Annotated in this window: 15 protein-coding genes; 9 read left to right on the forward strand and 6 right to left on the reverse strand. The window is 70.4% G+C overall.

The genetic code is table 11. The features are described 5' to 3' along the window. Nucleotides 1-107: 107 nt before the first annotated feature. A complete protein-coding gene (locus YIM_RS29895) occupies nt 108-926 on the forward strand; it encodes an Asp23/Gls24 family envelope stress response protein (protein WP_153033513.1) in 819 nt (272 codons plus the stop codon). 146 nt (nt 927-1,072) lie between these two features. Continuing rightward, nucleotides 1,073-2,002, forward strand: a complete 930-nt coding sequence (locus tag YIM_RS29900) for an SMP-30/gluconolactonase/LRE family protein (RefSeq protein ID WP_153033514.1) — start codon at nt 1,073-1,075, stop codon at nt 2,000-2,002. 5 nt (nt 2,003-2,007) lie between these two features. Here YIM_RS29900 and YIM_RS29905 read toward each other — a convergent pair whose 3' ends face one another. From YIM_RS29905 to YIM_RS29915, 3 genes are read right to left on the reverse strand one after another with little or no spacing between them, the layout of a single operon-like run. Further along, nucleotides 2,008-4,233, reverse strand: a complete 2,226-nt coding sequence (locus YIM_RS29905; protein ID WP_153033515.1) for a xanthine dehydrogenase family protein molybdopterin-binding subunit — start codon at nt 4,231-4,233, stop codon at nt 2,008-2,010. Then, entirely contained in the window at nt 4,233-5,210 is a 978-nt protein-coding gene (locus YIM_RS29910) for a xanthine dehydrogenase family protein subunit M (RefSeq protein ID WP_153033516.1), read from the reverse strand. The genes YIM_RS29905 and YIM_RS29910 overlap by 1 nt, the downstream gene beginning before the upstream one ends. 1 nt (nt 5,211) lies before the next feature. After that, nucleotides 5,212-5,820, reverse strand: a complete 609-nt coding sequence (locus YIM_RS29915) for a (2Fe-2S)-binding protein (protein ID WP_370468896.1) — start codon at nt 5,818-5,820, stop codon at nt 5,212-5,214. Nucleotides 5,821-5,898: 78 nt separating this feature from the next. Between YIM_RS29915 and YIM_RS29920 the strand changes: the two genes are divergently transcribed. Further along, on the forward strand, nt 5,899-6,384 hold the full coding sequence (locus YIM_RS29920) for a MarR family winged helix-turn-helix transcriptional regulator (protein ID WP_153033517.1): 486 nt from the start codon (nt 5,899-5,901) through the stop codon (nt 6,382-6,384). Between the two features lie 51 nt (nt 6,385-6,435). Beyond that, a complete protein-coding gene (locus tag YIM_RS29925) occupies nt 6,436-7,860 on the forward strand; it encodes an NAD(P)/FAD-dependent oxidoreductase (RefSeq protein WP_228005038.1) in 1,425 nt (474 codons plus the stop codon). On the opposite strand, the gene YIM_RS29930 is transcribed toward YIM_RS29925, so the two are convergent. Further along, complete coding sequence (locus YIM_RS29930) at nt 7,844-8,575, reverse strand: FadR/GntR family transcriptional regulator (protein ID WP_228004091.1); 732 nt, start codon at nt 8,573-8,575, stop codon at nt 7,844-7,846. The two genes, YIM_RS29925 and YIM_RS29930, sit on opposite strands and share 17 nt — an antisense overlap. A 111-nt stretch (nt 8,576-8,686) precedes the next feature. Between YIM_RS29930 and YIM_RS29935 the strand changes: the two genes are divergently transcribed. From YIM_RS29935 to YIM_RS29945, 3 genes are read left to right on the forward strand one after another with little or no spacing between them, the layout of a single operon-like run. Then, nucleotides 8,687-9,793 (forward strand): sugar ABC transporter substrate-binding protein, encoded by a 1,107-nt coding sequence (locus YIM_RS29935; RefSeq protein WP_228004092.1) that lies wholly within the window; start codon nt 8,687-8,689, stop codon nt 9,791-9,793. Nucleotides 9,794-9,814: 21 nt separating this feature from the next. Next, the gene (locus YIM_RS29940) at nt 9,815-10,801 is read left to right on the forward strand and encodes an ABC transporter permease (protein WP_153033521.1); all 987 of its coding nucleotides are present in this window, start codon (nt 9,815-9,817) and stop codon (nt 10,799-10,801) included. Next, the gene (locus tag YIM_RS29945; protein WP_153033522.1) at nt 10,798-11,559 is read left to right on the forward strand and encodes an ATP-binding cassette domain-containing protein; all 762 of its coding nucleotides are present in this window, start codon (nt 10,798-10,800) and stop codon (nt 11,557-11,559) included. Before YIM_RS29940 ends, YIM_RS29945 begins: the two co-directional genes overlap by 4 nt. A 180-nt stretch (nt 11,560-11,739) precedes the next feature. On the opposite strand, the gene helR is transcribed toward YIM_RS29945, so the two are convergent. After that, nucleotides 11,740-13,935, reverse strand: coding sequence for an RNA polymerase recycling motor ATPase HelR (helR, locus tag YIM_RS29950; RefSeq protein ID WP_194239792.1), 2,196 nt, complete (start codon nt 13,933-13,935; stop codon nt 11,740-11,742). 216 nt (nt 13,936-14,151) lie between these two features. Between helR and YIM_RS29955 the strand changes: the two genes are divergently transcribed. After that, entirely contained in the window at nt 14,152-14,739 is a 588-nt protein-coding gene (locus YIM_RS29955; RefSeq protein WP_153033524.1) for a hypothetical protein, read from the forward strand. Here YIM_RS29955 and YIM_RS29960 read toward each other — a convergent pair. Further along, the gene (locus YIM_RS29960; RefSeq protein WP_153037329.1) at nt 14,701-15,198 is read right to left on the reverse strand and encodes a pyridoxamine 5'-phosphate oxidase family protein; all 498 of its coding nucleotides are present in this window, start codon (nt 15,196-15,198) and stop codon (nt 14,701-14,703) included. The genes YIM_RS29955 and YIM_RS29960 overlap by 39 nt on opposite strands. Before the next feature lie 42 nt (nt 15,199-15,240). On the opposite strand from YIM_RS29960, the gene YIM_RS29965 reads away from it, so the two are divergent. Further along, nucleotides 15,241-15,822, forward strand: coding sequence for a TetR/AcrR family transcriptional regulator (locus YIM_RS29965; protein ID WP_153033525.1), 582 nt, complete (start codon nt 15,241-15,243; stop codon nt 15,820-15,822). The last annotated feature ends 8 nt before the right edge of the window (nt 15,823-15,830 follow it).

Below are 15,830 nucleotides of genomic sequence, written 5' to 3' on the forward strand. Positions count from 1 at the left end.
ATGGCCCGCCGCGCGAGCCGAACCCCGCTGGGAGACAAGGGAATCTCGGAAGCGGGAACGGGTTCGCGGCCGCCCGAAGTCGTCGTCGCGCCCGAGAAGGGGTAACTATGTCCGAGGTCATCAACAGCATCTTCGGCCGCACGTCCAGGTCCGATGAGTACGCCGCCGGTTCCGCCACCGCCCAGCCCGGAACCGTTGCCACCGAAACGATCCCGGCCGAGGCCGGGGTGAACGAGACGGCGGACGAGACTTCGGACCGCACCTCGGAGACCGTCGCCGAGAACGACGTGGAGGACACGGCCGAAGCCACGCCCGCCGAGAACGACGCCGCCACCGCAGACGACTCCGCCGAAGACGCTGACGAAGACGTCGACGAGGGCGCCGACGACGTGGCCGAAGACGTCGACGAGACCGACACCACCGAAGAGGCCGACGACACCGAAGAGGCCGACGACACCGAAGAAATCGAGAACTCCGAAGAGGCCGAGGACTCCGGCGAAGCCGAGAACCTCGACGAGGACGAGACCGCCGACGAGGACGTCGCCGAAGAAGAGGAGATCCTCGAAGGTGCCACCGAAGACGACGAGGACGAAGCGGTCCTCGTCGACGCCGCCGTCCCGGTCCGCGCCGCCGCGGCCGCGCGCGGGACCACCTCGGTGGACGACGAAGTCGTCTCGAAGGTGGTGAACATGGTGGCCCGCAAGGCCGAAGGTGTGCACGACCTCGGCGAGGGCGTCGCCGTCGCCATCGAAGGTGACGTCGTCACTGTCAAGATCTCGCTCGTGATCGTGTTCGGGCACGCGGTCAAGGCAGTGGCCGAGCAGCTGCGTGTCGACGTGATCGAAGCCGTCGAGCAGTTCCTCGGGCTCGACGTCGCGGCGGTGGACGTGCGCGTCAGCGACATCCACCTGCCGGACGCGAGCTGACCGGAAGGCCGTGGTCCCGGGGCACCCCACCCGGGGCCACGGCCGCCGAACAGCGCTTCCGGTTCATCCGGTTGATCCATTTCGCCGCACTCGCGGACGCGGAAGACTTCTCCCTGCCAGCAGGCTCGAACTTCCTGAGGAGAAGCATGTCCCGCACCTTCGGCGCGCTCGCCGCCGTGATGCTCGGCGTTTCACTCGTGACCACCGCGCCGGCCGTGGCCGCGCCCTCGCCCCCGTACCCCACCGAATTCCCGCTGCCCGAAGGATTCCAGCCCGAGGGCATCGCGATCGGCCACGCCCCCACCGCCTACTTCGGCTCCCTCGCCGACGGCGACCTGCTCCGCGTCGACCTCCGTACCGGGAAGGGCGAGGTGTTCAGCCAGGGACCCGGCACGCCGTCGGTCGGGCTGAAGACCGACAAGCGCGGCCGGTTGTTCGTCGCCGGTGGCGCCGCCGGCGACGCGCGGGTGGTGGACGCGAAAACCGGAAACCTGATCAAGAGCTACAAGTTCGCCACCGACGCCGACACCTTCGTCAACGACGTGGTGATCACCGACGAGGCCGCGTACTTCACCGACTCCCGCAAGGCCGTGCTCTACCGCGTGGCCTTCGGCAAGCACGGCAAGCTCCCGGACACCCACACCGCGCTGCCGCTCACCGGCGACTTCGTGGTGACGCCCGGTGCCTTCAACGCGAACGGCATCGCCGAAACCCCCGACGGGCGGTCACTGCTGGTCGTGCAGTCCGTCACCGCCCAGTTGCACCTGGTGGACAAGAAGACCGGGGTGACCGAACTGGTCGACCTCGGCGGTGAGGCCGTGACCAACGGGGACGGCCTGCTGGTCCGGGGGCGCACGCTGTACGTGGTGCAGAACCGGTCCAACGCCGTCGCCGTGTTCACCATCGCCGAGGACGGCAGCCAGGCGAAGCTGCGCGAGCGGATCACCGACCCGCGCTTCGACGTGCCCACCACGATCGCCGCCTACGGCAACCGCCTGTACCTGCCCAACGCCAGGTTCTCCACCCCGCCCACCCCGGCCACGCCCTACAACGCGGTCGCCATCCCGAAGCCCTGACGCCGCTACAACAGCTTTTCCGGCGTGATGGGCAGATCGCGGACGCGTTTTCCGGTGGCGTGGAAAACCGCGTTCGCGATCGCCGGGGCGATGCCGATCGCGCAGATCTCGCCGAGTCCCTTCGCTCCCACCGGATGCGCGTTGGTCTCCGCCTCGTTGATGAACCGCACACGGATGTCGCCGATGTCGGCGTGGACCGGCACGTGGTAGTCGGTCAGCGCGGGCGTGATCAGCCTGCCCGACACCGGATCGGCCACCTGGCGCTCCATCAGCGCGCCGCCCATCGCGAAGATGATCCCGCCGCGGGCCTGGTTCTCCGCCGTCCTGGTGTTGAGCACGCGCCCGCAGTCGAACACGGCGACGTGCCGGACGACCCGCACCCTCGACAGCTCGCGGTCGATCCGCACCTCGGTGAAGTGCGCGCCGAACGTGGCCAGTGCGAACGGATTCGCCTCTGCGGTGAGCGGGTCGTAGCGGCCCTCGTCCCGCAACGCGCCGATGCCGTGCCGTGCGAGGAGATCCGCGTAGCGCTCGCCACGGCCGGGATCGTCGCGCGCGAACAACCTGCCGTCCGCGGCGGCCACCGCCTCCGGCGCGAGACCGTGCAGCGGTGAGCCGGGATCCTGCACGGCGAGGCGCACCGCCGCCGACCGGACGTTCTCCGCGGCCCGCTGCACCGCCGTGCCGGTGCTGCCCGAGGTCATCGAGCCGAAGGTCGGCGCTCCCGGTGGCAGGTCGGTGTCACCGGCCTCGATGCGCACCTGGTCCGGTCGCAGGCCCAGTCCGGACGCGGCGACCTGCACCAGGGTGGTCAGCGTGCCACCGCCGATCTCCTGCGTGGCGGTGTGGACCGCGGCCCGGCCGTCGGCGGTGAGTTCCACCCGCGCGCGGGCGGCGGTGGCGTGCTCGGCCCGGATGCCCGCGGCCATGCCGAAGCCGACGAGGTCGTCGCCGTCGCGCATCGAACCGGGACGGGCCTCGCGCGAGGCCCAGCCGAATTCGGCGGCACCGAGGTCGTAGCAACGCAGGATCCGGTTGCCACCCCACGGTTTTCCGGTGTGCGCGTGCTTCTCGGAGAAGTTGCGGCGGCGCAGTTCCACCGGGTCGATGCCGATCTCGTGCGCGAGTTCGTCCAGCGCGCATTCGATCGCGAACTGGCCGGGGGTGTCACCGGGTGCCCGCATCGCCACGGACATGCCCATGTTCACCTTCGCCACGAGTTCACGCGCCAGCAGGTGCGGCGCCGGGTAGAACGCGTGGGTGGAGCGGGTGACGGTTTCGTGGCGGTCGTCCACCGGCGGGGTCGGGTTCACCGAGTCGTGCCCGAGCGCGGTGAGCCTGCCCGATCCGTCGGCGCCGAGCCGGACCCGCTGAATGGTCTCCGGCATGTGCCCGGTTCCGGTGAAGGCCTGCTTGCGGGTCAGGTTGAGCCGGACCGGGCGCTGGACCACCCGAGCGGCCATCGGCGCGAGCAGGGTGTGGCCGAAGACGTAGGACTTGTTGCCGAAACCCCCGCCGACCAGCGACGAGATCATCCGGATCCGCTCGGCGGGCAGGCCGAACGCGGTGGCGATCGAGGCTCGGTGCACGTGGACCGCCTGGCTGGAGTCGTGCACGGTGAGGCGGTCGCCGTCCCACCACGCGAGCGTGACCGAAGGTTCCATCGGGGTGTGGGAAACCGCCGCGGTCCGGTATTCCGCGTCGACGGTGTGCGCGGCCGAGGACAACGCCCCCGCGAAATCGCCGCGCTGGTACCCCGCCGGGAACCGCGCGACGTACGGGCCGGTCGGCGGATAGGCCGACGGCCGTGCCGCGTCGAGCGTGGGAACGGGCTCGCGGTGCTCGTAGTCGACCCGCACCAGGGACGCGGCGTGCTCGGCCTGTTCGAGCGTGTCCGCCACGACCATCGCGACGCACTGGTTTCCGGCGTGGATCTGGTCGTCGGCCAGCGGCAGCCGGGTTTCGGTGTAGTACGGGATGCTCGGCTGTCCCTGCCAGGCCGGGCGGTTCTGGTGGGTGAGCACGGCCAGCACCCCGCGTGCCGCCCGCGCCTCGGTCGTGTCGATGGACCGCACCCGCCCGGCCGAGATCGCGCTGCCGACCAGCACCGCCTCGGCGACCCCGGCCACCCGGACGTCGGCGGTGTACACGGCCCGGCCGGTCACCTTGTCCGCGCCCTCCACCCTGGTGATCGGCGCTCCGATGGGTTCGGTCCACTCCGCCTGCCGCATCAGCTTTCCCCCAGTTCGGTCAGCGCCCGGCGGACCACCCGGCGCACCAGTTCGACCTTGTACGCGTTGTCCGGGCGCGGAACCGCGCCGTTCACCGCGGCCGCCGCGGCGGCGTCGATGGCGGCCTGGCCGAAGGGACGACCGGCCAGCACCCGCTCGGCGTCCAGCGCGCGCCACGGTTTGGCCGCGACCCCGCCGAGCGCCACCCGTGCCACGGCCACCTTCCCGCCGCGCAGATCCACCGCGACCGCCGCGGACACCAGCGCGAAGGCGAACGAGGCCCGGTCGCGGAACTTGACGTAGTGCGACCGGCGGCCGTGGTGCCGTGGCGGGATCTCCACGCCGATCACCAGTTCCCCCGGCCGCAGCGAGTGACCGATGTGCGGGGTGGTCGCGGGCAGCCGGTGGAACTCGTCCATCGGGATCCGCCGCACCCCGGCCGGACCCTGCGCGAGCACGAACGCCTCCAGCGCCTGCAACGCCACCGCCAGATCCGACGGATGCACCGCGACGCACGCGTCGGAAGCGCCGAAGATCGCCTGCTTCGCGCTGTCCCCGGCGATCGAGGCGCACCCGCTGCCGGGATTCCGCCGGTTGCAGGCGAATTCGGGCAGCCGGAAGTACGGGCAGCGCGGCTGCTGCAGTAGGTTGCCGCCGACCGTGGCCATGTTCCGGATCTGCGGGGAGGCCCCCGAGCGCAGCGCCTCGACGACGACCGGGAACTCGGTGCGCAGGCGCTGGTCGGCAGGTGCGTTGTCGCAGAGCGCGCCGATGCGCAGGGTGCCGTCCGGCAGCCACTCGATCCGGTCCAGGCCGAGCCCGCTGATGTCCACCAGCCGCGCCGGTGCGCTGACGCCGTCCCGCATCAGCGTGACCAGATCGGTGCCACCCGCGATCACCTGCGCGGCCGGGTCACCGGCGAGCAGGCCGACGGCCTCGGCGACGGTGGCCGGGCGGTCCAGTGCGAACGTCCGCACGTCACACCGTCCCGCGCGCGTCGCGGATCGCGGCGGTGATGTTCTGGTACGCCGCGCACCGGCAGAGGTTCCCGCTCATCAGCTCCGGGATCTCCGCGTCGGGCACGTCCGGGCGTTCGGCCAGCAGTCCCACCGCGGACATCACCTGGCCGGGGGTGCAGAAACCGCACTGGAAACCGTCGTGCTCGACGAAGGCGCGCTGCACCGGGTGCAGAGCGTCACCGCCGGCCAATCCTTCGACCGTGGTGATCTCGCGCTGCTCGTACCGGGCGGCGATGGTCAGGCAGGACAACGTCCGGCGGCCGTCGACCAGGATCGTGCAGGCCCCGCAGGCACCCTGGTTGCAGCCCTTCTTGGCGCCGGTGAGCCCGACGCGGTCACGCAGGGTGTCCAGCAGGCTCGCGCGGACGTCGAGGTCCAGCGTGGTGCGCGTGCCGTTCACCGACAGCGTGACCTTGCGCGTTTCCGGCGGCGGGGCGGGTTCGGCCGCGGCGGGCGGCGCGCCGGCCGCACCACCGAGGACCGTGCTCCCGGCCAGTCCCGCTCCCGCCGACAGGCTCCTGGTCAGGAACGACCGCCGGCTGCTTCTGGCTTGCTCGCTGTTCCCCACGACATCAGCCCTCTCCACAATGACAGAACTCTGCTAAAGGGCAGCATGCTGGCGATAGCGTAAAATCCAGGTGTGTCAATGCCCGCCCAGGAACGCGTCGGTTACCACGTCAAGCGCGTGGAACAGGAACTCATGGCGCTCAAGCACGCCGGACTCAAGCCGAGCGGCCTGACCGTTCCGCAGTACACCGCGCTCGCGCTGCTCTCCCAGAACCCCGGTGCCTCGGCGGCGGCACTGGCCAGGCTCAGCCTGGTGACCCCGCAGACCATGGCGACCATCCTGGCCAACCTGCAGGCGAAGGGCCTGATCGCGCGCCGGCCCAATCCCAACCACCTCAACGTCCGCAGCATCGAACTCACCGACGCGGGCACCAAAGCGCTGAAGATCGCCGACGCGGCCGCCGTCGCCATCGAACGCGAACTCGGCGACGCCTTCACCGACGAGGAGCGCGAAACCCTGATCGCGCTGCTGGGCCGTTGTTCGACCGCGCTGCACGCCCAGGCCGCCGACGTCAACGGCGGCAACGCCGCGCTCGCCCCGTTCCGCGGCAGCGAAAGCGCCTGAACCTGGGCGCTGGACAACCGGCGTATGCTCGTTCCCCTGTTGGGGGTGGCGATGAAAGCGTGTGTGGTCGGGGCCGGGCCCGCGGGGATCGTCACCGCGAAAGTGTTGCTGGAGCACGGTTTCGACGTCACCGTGTTCGACAAGTACCACCGGGTCGGCGGGATCTGGGCGCCGGATGGCTGCTATCCCGGGCTGGCCAACCAGTCCTCCCGCCGGTTGTTCGAGTTCGCCGATCTGCCCAGCCGCCTGCACTATGCGAGCGCGGCCGAGAGCCAGCGCTATCTGGAGCACTACGCCAGGACGTTCGGTGTGCTGGACCGCGTTCGCCCGGATACCGAGGTGGTTTCCGTCCGGCCGGTCGACGGGCCGGGGCGGACGGGCGCCGCCGGCTGGGTGGTCGAACACGAGGAAGCCGAAACGTTCGACTACGTGGCCGTCGCCAGCGGAGCCCACCACCACGGGCACCTTCCCGACCTGCCCGGACGCGACCTGTTCGGCGGAACCGTGGTGCACTCCAACGAAGTGCGCGCCGGGATGTTCACCGGTCGCCGGGTGGTGGTGGTCGGCGGTGGCAAGTCGGCGCTGGACCTGGCCACGCACGCCGCTCGCCTGGCCAGGGAAGTCACGCTCGTGCAGCGCAAGGTGAACTGGATGGTTCCCCAGCGCCTGCTGCTGGGCACCGTCGGTTACAAGTGGATCCTGATGACCAGGTTCGGTGAGGCGCTCCTCCCCCGCTACCACGATCCCGCCTGCGTCCGCCCGCTCGACCGCGTCGACAGCCGCGTCAAGCGCGTGCTGTGGTGGATCATCACCCGCGACATGCTGTTGTCCGCCGGGTTGTACCGCCTGCCGAAGCACCTGCGGCCCGATCGCTCCCTGCCCTTCCACCTCGCACACGCCGGGGTGATGCCGCCGGGGTACGTGCGGGCCGTCCGCCGTGGCCAGATCACCGCCAAGCTCGGCGAGGTCGACGCGTTCACCGGCGAAGGGGTGCGGCTGGCGACCGGCGACGAGGTCCCGGCCGACGTCGTCGTGTTCGCCACCGGCCACCGCAAGGTCTTCCCGTTCCTGGATCCTTCGGTGCGCGTGCACGATTCGACCGGCCGGGTGCGGCTCTACCGGGGCATCGTGCCGCCCGGCGCCGACCGGCTGGGCTTTGTCGGTTTCCGGCAGGTGTTCAACAACATCCTGGGCGTCGAACTCACCGCGCAGTGGCTGGCCCGCCACTTCCTTGGCGCGTTGAAGACCGCCCCGGACGAAGCGGCGATGCGGGCGGCCGTCGACGCCCGCCTGGACTGGCAGGAGCGCGTACTCCCCGGCTCCGGCGGCTACGACTTCGGGCCCTACGACATCCACTGCGCCGACGAACTCATGCACGACATGGGACTGCCCGCCCAGCGCACCGGAAATCCGCTGGCCGAGCACCTGCTCCCCGGCGGGGTGGCCCGCCGATACCGGCTTACTCCAGCCGGCTGACCGCGCTGGTGGTGGTCTCGATCAACCGGCGCATGGCCCGCGCCGCCGCGACCGGCCGGTGCCCGCGCACGGCGACCAGCACGGCGTGGTGCAACGGCAGGGTGGCCTCCACCCCGCCCGGCGCGTGCGAACTGGCCGCCAGTCCGTGGCGCAGGCTGGTCTCCAGCAGCCTGCCCAGTTGCTCGATCAGCTGGTTTCCGCTGGCGTGCAGCAAAGTCAGGTGGAAGGTCAGGTCGGCGTCCACAAAGGACTGTTCCTGCTCCGGCAGCCGCGGCGCGTACCTGGCCATGCCTTCGTAGGCTGTCTCCAGCGTGGTGACCTGCTCCGGCGTGGCCCGCTCGGCCGCCAGCTGCGCCGCGCCCGGCTCGACCATCAGCCGCAGCTCCAGCAGGTCGTTGAGGAACTCGGGCGCGGCGACCTGACCGTGCCAGTCGATCACCTCGCGGTCCATCAGGTTCCACTCGTTGCGCGGCCGCACCCGGGTGCCGAGCCGGGGTCGCGCGTCGACCATTCCCTTGGCCGCCAACGCTTTGACCGCTTCGCGCACGCCGCCACGACTGACCTTCAGCTGCGCGGCCAGCTCCGCCTCGTTCGGCAACCGGCTGCCGTAGGACAACTCACCGGACACGATGCGCCGCCCGATCCACTCCACGACCTGGCCGTGAATGGTCCGGTGCCTGCCGAGCGGACCGGCCGCTGAACTGCTGCTCTCCACCTCCGGATCATCGGCGGGCCCCCGGCCGAAGTCAAACCGGCACCCTTGACTCCGTGAGCGAATCATCGAATGATTCACCCATTGCCGCCGAGACGGATGCGGGGTCGAACAGTGAGGTTCGCGAAGTCCGAAAGCACCACTTCCCGCAGAAAAGCCCTGAGCTACCTGGGCGCGGGCGGTGGCGCACTCGCCGCGAGCGCGCTGTTGTCCGCGTGCACCGGTGTGCAGGAAGGCCAGAACGGCGGCGCCGGCGCCGGGCCCTTTCCGGACACTCCGGACTGGCGGTTCGCCTTCATCAACCACGTCACCACGAACTCCTTCTTCGTGCCGACGCGCACCGGCCTCGCCGACGCCGCGTCCCTGCTCGGCCTGCCCGAACCGCAGTGGACCGGTTCGGAGAACGGCAACGTCGCGCAGATGGCCAGCGCGATGGAGACCGCGCTCAACAGCAAGGTCGACGGCATCGCGGTCGCGCTGACCGACAACAACGCCTTCGTCGACCTGACCAAGCGCGCGCTGGCCGCGGGCATCCCGGTGATCGCCTACAACGCGAACGCGGCGGGCAACCACGCGCTCGCCTACGTCGGCCAGGACCTCTACCTGTCCGGCTTCCTGATGGGCCAGCGGATCGCCACCAAGGTCACCTCCGGGGAGATCCTGGTCGGCATTTCCCAGCCGGGCGGCAACAACGTGCAGCCACGGCTCGACGGCCTCACCGACGCGCTCAAGCAGGCCGCGCCCGGCGTGACCGTGCGCTCGGTCAACACCGGCGCCGAGCAGGCTGGCGAGCTGAACGCGATGACCGCCGCGCTCACCGGCAATCCCGGGGCGCGCGGGATCTACGCGGTCGACGCGGGCAGCACCGCGGCCTGCGCCAGCCTGATCACCGAACGCGGTCTGCAGGGCAAGGTCAGCGGCGGCGGGTTCGACCTGCTCGACGACACCATCAAGGGTGTCTCCTCCGGCGCGCTGGACTTCACCATCGACCAGTCCCCGTACCTGCAGGGCTTCCTGTCGGTGCTCTACCTCTACCTGTACCGGCTCTCCGGCACGCTGGTCGCGCCCCCGGTCACCGACACCGGGCTGACCTTCGTGACCAAGGAGAACGCCGGGCCGTACGCCACGGCCGGGAGCAAGTTCGAAGGCGGCCCGAACAACGCGCTGGTCCCCATGCCGCCCGCGATCCCCCTGCCGCCGCCGTCGACCCTGACCCGCTGAGCGCGGCCGAGGAGTGCACTGATGCCGGAACCGGTCACCGGGCGGTCCTTCCTGCTCGGCGTGCTGCGGGTCAAGGAACTGAGCATCCTGCTGGTCACCATCGCCGCGGCGGGCTACTTCACCGCGACCAGCGACGCGTTCAACTCCGCGGAGAACTACCAGACGATCGCGCAGTACGTGGCGCCATGGGCGATCATCGCCGCGGGCCAGGTGATGCTGCTGATCTGCGGTGAGATCGACCTGTCCGCGGGGTTCGTGTTCACCCTGGCGCCGTTCAACCTGACGCTGTTCTCGGTCAACGGCGCGCCGCTGTGGCTCGCGCTGCTCGGCGCGGTGCTGGTGAGCACGGCGATCGGCGTGGTCAACGGGCTGATCCGGACCGTGCTCAACATCCCGTCGTTCATCACCACGCTGGGCATGGCCTTCCTGCTCCAGGGACTGGTGCTGATCATCTCCGACGCCCGCCCGGTCGGCGCGCCGTCGGAGGGCTGGCTGGTCGAGGTGTTCGGCGGGGCGCGCTGGTCGGAGTTCGCCTGGGCGGTGGTGATCGTGGCGCTGATGCAGCTGGTGCTGTCGGCGACCAGGTTCGGCATCCACACCCAGGCCGCCGGCGGGAACCCGGTCGGTGCCGCGGAGTCCGGTATCCCGGTCAACCGGGTCAAGATCGTCAACTTCGCGGTGATCAGCACGCTGGCCGGGCTGGCGGGCATCCTGCAGGGCACCAGGGTCGGCTCGTACGACCCGACCAACGGCGGGTTCACCATGATGTTCTTCGCGGTCGCGTCGGCGGTGATCGGCGGCACCGCGCTGCTCGGCGGCTCGGGCACGGTGGTCGGCGCGTTCCTCGGCGCCCTGCTGCTGGGCATCGTGTTCGACGGGTTCAACCTGACCGGGGTCAGCGCGAACGCGTTCAACGTGGTGCTCGGCGCGGCCATCCTGATCGCCATGGTGCTCAACGTCTCACTGTTGCTGCTGCGCAAACGCATCGGATCACGGGAGCTGTCATGACCGCCGAAGAGCCCGCGGTGATCCGGGCCGAGCACGTGAGCAAGCGCTTCGGCCCGGTCAGCGCGCTCACCGACGTCAACCTGCACGTGCGCCGGGGCGAGATCCTCGGGCTCATCGGGGACAACGGCGCCGGCAAGTCCACCCTGATCAAGATCCTCACCGGGTACCACCAGCCCGACGGCGGGCGGCTGCTGTTCGACGGCGAGGAGGTCGCGCTCAAGTCCGTGGTGCACGCCCGTTCGCTGGGCATCGAGACGGTGTTCCAGGACCTCGCGATGGTCAACGACCTGCCGGTGTACCTGAACCTGCACCTGAACAAGGAACTGGTGCACAAGCCGTTCCCGTTCCTGAAGCGCAAGGAGATGCGACGCCGGGCGAGGGAGGCACTCGACTCGATCGGCATCGACATCCCCTCGGTGACCGCCGAGGTCGGCCTGCTCTCCGGCGGCCAGCGGCAGGCGATCGCGGTCGCGCGCTCGGTGCACTCGAACGCGAAACTGCTGCTGCTCGACGAACCGCTGGCCGCGATGGGTGCCAAGGAGAGCGGCCTGATCCTGCGGTTGCTGGCCGAGCTGAAGCAACGCGGTGATCTCGCGATCATCCTCATCGCGCACAACTACGCCCAGATCGTCGACGTCTGCGACCGGGTGAACCTGTTGCAGCACGGGGAAATCACCTTCGACCGCGCGGCCGCGGACACGTCGGTGACCGAGCTGCTGGAACTCGTGCACGCCGAATACCGCCTCGACCGGGGCTGATCGGGGTCTTCGCCGTGTTTTTGGCTGTGGAGCGGGGATGGGGAGGGGCTGGGTGGCCAGGTGGTCGGCTGTCGTTGCCGGGCGGCGGTTCGTGGGGTTGGCTGGGGGGTGCTGTGAGTGCCGTGAATGTGGCATTGGCGGCAGAATCGGCCGCGTGAAAGCCACCATTCACGGCACCATCTAAACCGTCGCCTCGGCGGGGGTCGCGTCGGCCAGGCCGGACAGTGACGTCGGCAGTGGGCCCTGGTGCAGGACGCCGAGTCGCTGCGTGGCTCGCGTCAGGGCGACATAGAGCTCCGCCGCGCCGCGCGGGCCTTCGAGGATCTGGTCCGGGTTCACCACCAGCACCGCGTCGAACTCCAGGCCCTTCGTTTCCGACGGCGGCACCGCACCCGGCACGCCCGGCGGCCCGATCACCACGCTGGTGCCTTCCCGACCGGCCTCGGTCCGGACGAACTCCTCGACGACCGAAGCCAGTTCGTCCTCGGTGACCCGCCGCGACCACGGCCGCACCCCGCACGCGCGGACCGACTCCGGCGGCTTGGTGCCCGGGGCGAACTCGGCGAGCAGCGCGCCGGCCACCTCCATGATCTCCGCCGGGGTGCGGTAGTTCACCGACAACGGCCGGTACAGCCAGCGGCCGGGCACGTACCGGTCCAGCAAATCCCCCCACGCCCGCGCCCCGGCCGCCGACCGGCGCTGGGCGAGGTCGCCCACCACGGTGAAGGACCGGCTGGGGCACCGGCGCATCAGCACCCGCCAGTCCATTTCGGACAGTTCCTGCGCCTCGTCGACCACCACGTGCCGGTAGGTCCAGTCCCGGTCCGCCGAAGCGCGTTCGACGAGGTCGCGGGTGTCGTGCTCGACGAAGCGGTCCGCCAGGTCCTCGGCGTAGAGCAGGTTCTCGGCCGAGAGCATGATGTCCTCGTCCATCTCCTCCCGGTCCATCTTCATCACGTCCATCACCCCGGCGGCGTACTCGGCCGCGGCCAGCCGCTCCCGCTCTGCCGCCTGCTCGGCGGACTTCTCCGCCGCCGGGTCGCGCCCGAGCAGGTCGACCAGCTCGTCGAGCAGCGGAGTGTCCGAAGTGGTCCAGGCTTCGCCGTCCGCACGCCACAGCACCTCGTCGGCGCCCGCCGCCCGCAACCGCTCACGCGACGCGAGCAACGGGCCGAGCAACGTCTGCGGCGTCAGCACCGGCCAGAGTTCGTCGAGCGCGGCGGCGAACTGCTCGCTCTCCGCCAGTTCCTTGTGCAGGTCGGAGCGCAGGTCCTCCCACGCGTCACGGTCCGAACGGGACAGCCAGCCCTTGCCGATCCGGCCGATCGCCCGCTCGGTGAGCACGTAGGTGACGATCTCGGTGAACACCGCGCGGGCCTCGTTGTGCGGCTTGCCGCTGGTGCGCGCCTCCTCCCGCGCCCATTCCGCGGTCTCCGCGTCGATCCGCACCGTGACGTCGGCCAGCGGGATCGGCAGCGGCTGCTCGGGCAGGCGCTGCCGGTCGGCGATCGCCGCCGCGAGCACGTCCAGCATCTTCAGCGAGCCCTTGATCCGCGCGGCCTCCGGCTCGTCCTCGGCGGTGGTGTGCAGGCCGGGCACAAAATCGCCGGTGGTCATGAACACCACGTCGGACTCGCCCAGCGACGGGAGCACGCGGCCGATGTGGTTCAGGAACGCCGGGTTGGGCCCGACCACCAGCACCCCGTGGCGTTCCATCCGCTCACGCTGCGTGTAGAGCAGGTAAGCGACGCGGTGCAGCGCCACCACGGTCTTCCCGGTGCCGGGCCCGCCCTCGATCACCAGCACGCCGGGGTGGTCGAGGCGGATGATCTCGTCCTGCTCGGCCTGGATGGTCGCCACGATGTCGCCCATCCCGTCCCCGCGCGGCGCGTTGACCGCCGCGAGCAGGGCCGCGTCACCCCGTTCTTCACCACCGGGACGGCCGAACACCTCGTCGGTGAAATCGAGGACCCGGCGCCCGCGTGTGTGGAACTGGCGGCGTCGCCGCATGTTCTCCGGACTGACCGCGGTGGCCACGTAGAACGCGCGCGAAGCCGGCGCCCGCCAATCGAGCAGCACCGGTTCGTACTCGTTCTCCTCGTCGAAAAGGCCGATCCGGCCGATGTAGTAAGCCTCCCCGGAAACGGTGTCCAAGCGGCCGAAGCACAGTCCGTTGTCGACCACGTCCAGCCGTTTCACCTCCCGGCCGAGCGCGCGCACGCTGACGTCACGCTCCATCGCGCCCACGCCGTTCCCGCCCAGCGACGCCTGGTACTCGCGCTTCACCCGCGCGCGCTCGGCGTCGAGGCGCGCGTACAGCCCGGTGATGTGCTCGCGCTCGGACCGCAATTCGTCTTCGTACCCGTGATTTGACACATGCCCCTCACAGCGGTTAAACTGGTCGTAGATGCGGCGGGTTCTCCAATGGTTCTGGAGGGCACGCCGATTTTTTATTGTCCACCCGTTGTCAAATCCCCGCGTGTTTCCCGCGGTTCTGCTTCGGCGAGTGATTCTGCGGTACCACCCGGGTCTTGCCGCAAGCCCCCTGGTGCGCTATACCTTGAAAAGGGCAGGGGAATGGGGGCGCCCCGAATGCTCGACCCACGATCCCGTCCGGTTCCGCAACCCGCCCCGCTGCTGCGCGCATTGCACGAGCACCGGGTCGACTGGGTGCTCAGCGGTTCCGCCGTCCTCCTGCTCCACGGCGCCGATCTCCGGCCGAACGATCTCGACGTGGTGCCCTCGCTGGAGCCCGCCAACCTGCGCCGTCTCGCCGACCTGCTGCTCCGGTGGGAAGCGGTGCCCGCGCACGTGCCGTCATGGCCGGGTTCGATGTCAGTGGACCAGTGCCGCGCGTGGACCCCGGAGCCACCGACCGCCGAACGGCTGGATCACCTGTACGTGACCCGTCTCGGCATGGTTGACGTGCCGTCATCCCTCACCGGTACCTACGCCGAACTCACGCGTACGGCGAGCCTCGTCCAGCTGGCCGGGGTCCCGGTCCAGGTGTGCGCGCCGGAAGCCGTGCTCGATCGGTTGCCCGCGCGCCCTCGGCAGAAGGATCTCGACCGCGCCGCGCAGTACGCGGCGGCCCGGCGGGCGTTGAACCGGGACCGCACGCCTCGCGCGGTCCCGTGGTTCTCAGAGGTACGCGGCGGTGCTCCCGCCGATCTCGAGTGAGGGCAGGCCGAGCTTGCGGTGGTCCCACGACCGGATCCGCTCGGCGTCGAACCGCACGGCCACGCGCTTGGTGAGCATGAACTCGACCATCGGCTTGACCTCCTCGCTGTAGGGCCCGTTGTACCGCTCCCACACGCTGACCCCGACCGCCCACAGCGCGTCCGGGTCGTCGACGATCTCCGCGCGGCCTTCCATGGCCACGCCCCGCAGCACGTCGTAGGTGTGCCCGGTTTCGATCATCACCGTCGCCCGGCCGTCCCGGCGCAGGTTCACCGCCTTCTGCGACTTCGCTTTGGTCTCGAACCAGAGCACCCCGTCGAGCACGGCGTACCACATCGCCACCAGGTGCGGTTGGCCCGACGGTCCGACCGTCGCCAGCGTCGCCACGCGCTGCTCCTCGAGAAATGCCGCGATCTCGGCGTCGGACATGACGATCTGCTTGCGCTGGTTCTCGCCCACGGCAGCCTGGCCCTTCGATGAGACATGGTCCAAAATGAGACTATGTCTCGCAGTGAACCGGACGGGCTCGCCGCCCGCAAGAGGCGGGCGACGAACGCCCGCATCGCCGCGTCGGCGGCCCGGCTCGCCGGTGAGCACGGGGTCGCGGGCACCACGGTGGACCGGATCGCGGCCGACGCCGAGGTCGCCAGGGCGACCTTCTTCCGTTACTACGAGACCAAAGAGAGCGCCATCGCCGAAGGCATCACCTGCCCGTGGCTGACCATGGTCACCGACGCGATCGCCCGTCAGCCCGAGGCACTGACCGCCAAGGCGGCGCTGGTCGCGGCGTTCGCCGAACTCGCCGGGGAGTTCCACGCCCACCGCGACGAGATCTGGGAACTGGCCCGGCTCACCCGCTCGTCGCCGACGCTCAACGCCTGGACCATGCAGACCTACCAGCGCTACGAGCACGCCATCGCGCGGTTGCTGGCGCCACGCTTTCCCGAACACGATCCCCGCCCGCGGCTGCTCGCCGTGCTCGCGATGGGCACCATCCGCATCTGCCTCGACGACTGGACCCGCGACGGCGGCTCGCTGCCCGACCTGATCTCCCGCACCCTCGGCGGGATCACCGTCGAATAGCGCCTCAG

Source organism: Amycolatopsis sp. YIM 10 (assembly GCF_009429145.1).
Classification (GTDB): Bacteria; Actinomycetota; Actinomycetes; order Mycobacteriales; family Pseudonocardiaceae; genus Amycolatopsis.

Bases quoted from the DNA above. Each gene is read 5' to 3' on its own strand.
- YIM_RS29895 (WP_153033513.1), top strand. From the start codon at position 108: ATGTCCGAGGTCATCAACAGCATCTTCGGCCGCACGTCCAGGTCCGAT.
- YIM_RS29900 (WP_153033514.1), top strand. From the start codon at position 1,073: ATGTCCCGCACCTTCGGCGCGCTCGCCGCCGTGATGCTCGGCGTTTCA.
- YIM_RS29905 (WP_153033515.1), bottom strand. From the start codon at position 4,233: ATGCGGCAGGCGGAGTGGACCGAACCCATCGGAGCGCCGATCACCAGG.
- YIM_RS29920 (WP_153033517.1), top strand. From the start codon at position 5,899: ATGCCCGCCCAGGAACGCGTCGGTTACCACGTCAAGCGCGTGGAACAG.
- YIM_RS29925 (WP_228005038.1), top strand. From the start codon at position 6,436: ATGAAAGCGTGTGTGGTCGGGGCCGGGCCCGCGGGGATCGTCACCGCG.
- YIM_RS29940 (WP_153033521.1), top strand. From the start codon at position 9,815: ATGCCGGAACCGGTCACCGGGCGGTCCTTCCTGCTCGGCGTGCTGCGG.
- YIM_RS29945 (WP_153033522.1), top strand. From the start codon at position 10,798: ATGACCGCCGAAGAGCCCGCGGTGATCCGGGCCGAGCACGTGAGCAAG.
- YIM_RS29955 (WP_153033524.1), top strand. From the start codon at position 14,152: ATGCTCGACCCACGATCCCGTCCGGTTCCGCAACCCGCCCCGCTGCTG.
- YIM_RS29965 (WP_153033525.1), top strand. From the start codon at position 15,241: ATGTCTCGCAGTGAACCGGACGGGCTCGCCGCCCGCAAGAGGCGGGCG.